Here is a 3,524-nt window from a genome sequence, read left to right as displayed (position 1 = left end):
AAAATGCAGTTCGTTTTTTCTGTTTGTAAAGCTAACTTACTGGATGCAATTTTAAAAAGTAAAGCTTTATGGAAGATTGTTAATACAGAAGATGCAAATAGATTGATTTGCTTTGTTAATTAATCTGAGTTTTTTTAGGTTTTGTTTTGCAAGAAGATTCGTAAAATCCTAGACAGAGTGTTCTAAAATATTTGATAAATGAAGGTATAGGATGGATTTCAATTGTTTGACATCCTATTCCATATTATTTATACTGATATTGAAAACGTTTACATAGCAGGAGTGATTTAATGTCTGTGATAACAATACAAAATAATATAAATAAGAGCAAAATCATTGATACCCTTCTTCATAACAATTTGTACAAGATGCCAGATGGACGGCAATTGTACGAAGCAACAGAAAAAGAACTTGAATTTGTACTTTATTCAATAACTGAAATTTGTTTTGTATAAGGATATTATTTGTTATATTTTAGAATTTCAAAAAGCCATGTACCATGGTAAAGAAAATGATACATGGCTTTTTTATTAGTAAATGGGATAGTTATTCACTCGTACCTGTATCGAATGCAATGCTGTATCCCACCATCAGAAATTGCGGAAACATTATTGACCAAAGGGGCAGAAATCCTGGGTTCTCCATTATCCTCGGGACGAGGTTAACACGGACCGAACGGTGAATGGGAACAAAGATCCATTGATACTGGATTGCCTATATTTGTCTGTAAACGTACTGGGGAAGATAAGACTGTTTCCTTTTGGGAGGCTGAAAGCTTAATTATTAAGAATGGTAAACGATTCTTTCACATAAATCTGCACAATCTGCAATTTTAATATTTGATTGGAATTTAGATGATATGAATTTAACTTCTTCTCATTTTGAAATTAATTATATTGAATGAGTTTTTTTAAACTTTAACTAATGAAAGCAAGGTGGAACAATCTCTTCTCCTGTTTTGAAGCTATTTGGGAGGTTAATAATAATGATGAGAAATATTGTTGTTGAATGTAATTAATACATACAATTGAGTAACGCCCTTCCTCTAGGTGAATACCATGTATTTGGAGGGAGATGAATAAAAAGTGAATGTAGAAAACCATGATTACCGTAACCACTTAAGGGATTTACATGATGAGTGCAAAAACCACATGTATTATCATGTGACTTTAACAATGACAGATGGAAGTACATTTGATGGCATTATTGAAAATGTTGATATGGATAATATTACAGTGTTAGCTGGTGAGGATGTAATGGAGCGAGAAAGTGAGGGGGATGAATCGGATACTCGACAATATTATGGGCCTTTTGGTCGTCCTAGAAGAAGGTTCCGACGTTTTAGACGTCGAGGTTTTCCACTAGCTTCCTTAGCTGCTTTAGCCCTATTACCTTATATTGCTCCGCCTCCGTATCCTTATTATCCTTATCCGTACTATTATTGATAAATAAAAAACAAAAATAATTGCTGGTTCTAATAAGGAACGTAACTTTGTTGAAGTATTGGGGGAGAATCCTTCTATGTTAGGAATTTCAACTACGTATTTCGAATTGAGAAACGATCGTTAATGAAGTTATTGCATGAGTTTTATCGTCACCAACGTGCAGCTTTGAAAAGAGAAGAGTAAATAAATCTTTAGTTTCTAACTATACTGATTCTATGTGTGTCAAAGTCATTAGACTTTTGGCGCATCTTTTTCTGATTTATGGGTTGTTCAAAGCCCTCCTCCCACTCATATACAATATTGAATCCGAGGTTAAGTTTTAGAGTGATATTACTGATTTTATAAAGCACCTACCTTCTGAAAACAATAAAATTATATCATAATATTCAACTGACTCTGTGATTTGCCACCTACAAGTGGATCACTTTGATTAATATATTAATCTTTTGAAGGGAGTTTCTACTAGACAAATGATTTAATTCAGTCGTATTTCTTCAAGTATTAGGAACTATTTTAATTAATCAAACATTATGTATTGACAAAGACAACTAATAGCATATAGACTTAAATCATACAGAAAGTTGACCTTGGGCAAAACATGTAACTATACACAACTTTTGTCAGGCTTAAAGATACAAAAATTAGAATCGTGCTTTTTTTTTGCAATAAAAGTTGACTGAAGGCAAAAAAATAGCGATGAACTATCTTTTTAGTGAGGAGGAAAGAAATGACGGCTATAAATGTAAAAGGTCTCTATGTTTCTTACTTTGGGAATGAAGCCATTAATAATATTTCATTCCAAACAAATACAGGGACAATTTTGGGAATCATTGGACCGAATGGTGCAGGGAAATCAACCTTATTAAAATCCTTATTACGTCTGATCCCAACCGATAGAGGGGTTATTGAGTATTATGGAAAGCCATTAAAAGAATCCAGAAACAAAATTGCTTACGTACCTCAACGTAGCGATATCGATTGGGATTTTCCAATCACTGTGCTGGATACAGTTGTCATAGGAACATACCCAAAATTAGGTCTTTTTAAGAGACCGAAACAGAAGGAAAGGGAATGGGCTTATCATTGTTTAGAAAAAGTTGGAATGAGTGATTTTGGTAAACGTCAAATTGGTGAATTGTCAGGAGGGCAACAACAAAGAGTATTTTTAGCAAGGGCACTAGCTCAAGAAACGGAAATGCTTTTTTTAGATGAACCTTTTGTTGGAATTGATGCATCAAGTGAACAAACGATTATTACGATTTTGCGAGAATTAAGAAATCTAGGAAAAACGATTGTTATTGTACATCATGATTTAAATAAAGCGGCTTCTTATTTCGATGAAATACTTTTGATAAATAAAGAATTGGTAAGTTATGGAAAGGCTCAGGACGTATTAAAACCTGACAATATCACAAAAGCCTATTCTGGCCAGCTTTCATTCTTAAAAGAACTTGGGGTGAATTTATCATGAATTTAATTTCTTTTTTTGAAGCAATTATCCAGTATAGTTTCTTGCAAAAAGCGTTAGTAACATCGGTCATGGTAGGCATTATATGTGGTGTAATTGGTTGTTTTATTATATTAAGAGGAATTTCGTTAATGGGAGATGCGATTTCACACGCAGTTTTGCCAGGTGTAGCGGTGTCCTATATGTTTGGGATAAATATTTTTTATGGCGCCGTATTTACTGGCTTATTAACAGCTATCGGGATAGGTTATATCAGCCAAAATAGTCGAATTAAGCATGATACATCCATTGGAATTATGTTTAGTGCGGCATTTGCCTTAGGAATAATTCTAATTACCATCATGCAAAGTAGTGCGGATTTATATCATATTTTATTCGGGAATGTCCTTGCTGTTCCAGTAGCGGAGATGTGGATGACATTCATTGTGGGCGTCATTGTACTAACAACCGTTTTTCTTTTCTATAAAGAACTGTTGGTTACTACCTTTGATCCAACGATAGCTGCAACATTCGGTTTACCAAATAAGCTTATACATTACATGCTAATGATACTTTTAACAATGACCACCGTTGCCTCCTTACAGACAGTAGGTATCATCCTAGTCGTTGCT

The 3,524-nt window shown here is 33.8% G+C and carries 4 protein-coding genes; all 4 read left to right on the top strand.

The features are described 5' to 3' along the window. The first annotated feature begins 290 nt into the window (after positions 1 to 290). The gene (fbpA, locus tag ACHABW_RS25455) at positions 291 to 455 is read left to right on the top strand and encodes a Fur-regulated basic protein FbpA (protein WP_435759821.1); all 165 of its coding nucleotides are present in this window, start codon (positions 291 to 293) and stop codon (positions 453 to 455) included. 630 nt (positions 456 to 1,085) lie between these two features. Beyond that, entirely contained in the window at positions 1,086 to 1,445 is a 360-nt protein-coding gene (locus ACHABW_RS25450; protein ID WP_435759819.1) for a small nuclear ribonucleoprotein, read from the top strand. A 727-nt stretch (positions 1,446 to 2,172) separates the two neighbouring features. Further along, positions 2,173 to 2,916, top strand: coding sequence for a metal ABC transporter ATP-binding protein (locus ACHABW_RS25445; protein ID WP_435759817.1), 744 nt, complete (start codon positions 2,173 to 2,175; stop codon positions 2,914 to 2,916). Then, the coding region (locus ACHABW_RS25440) for a metal ABC transporter permease (RefSeq protein WP_435759815.1) at positions 2,913 to 3,524 on the top strand (612 nt) is incomplete at its 3' end. The genes ACHABW_RS25445 and ACHABW_RS25440, both read left to right, overlap by 4 nt.

This window comes from Salipaludibacillus sp. CF4.18, assembly GCF_051262595.1.
Lineage (GTDB): Bacteria > Bacillota > Bacilli > Bacillales > Salisediminibacteriaceae > Salipaludibacillus > Salipaludibacillus neizhouensis.
The sequence above is the reverse complement of the archived record's forward strand: the minus strand, read 5'-3'. Positions and strand labels throughout refer to the sequence as shown.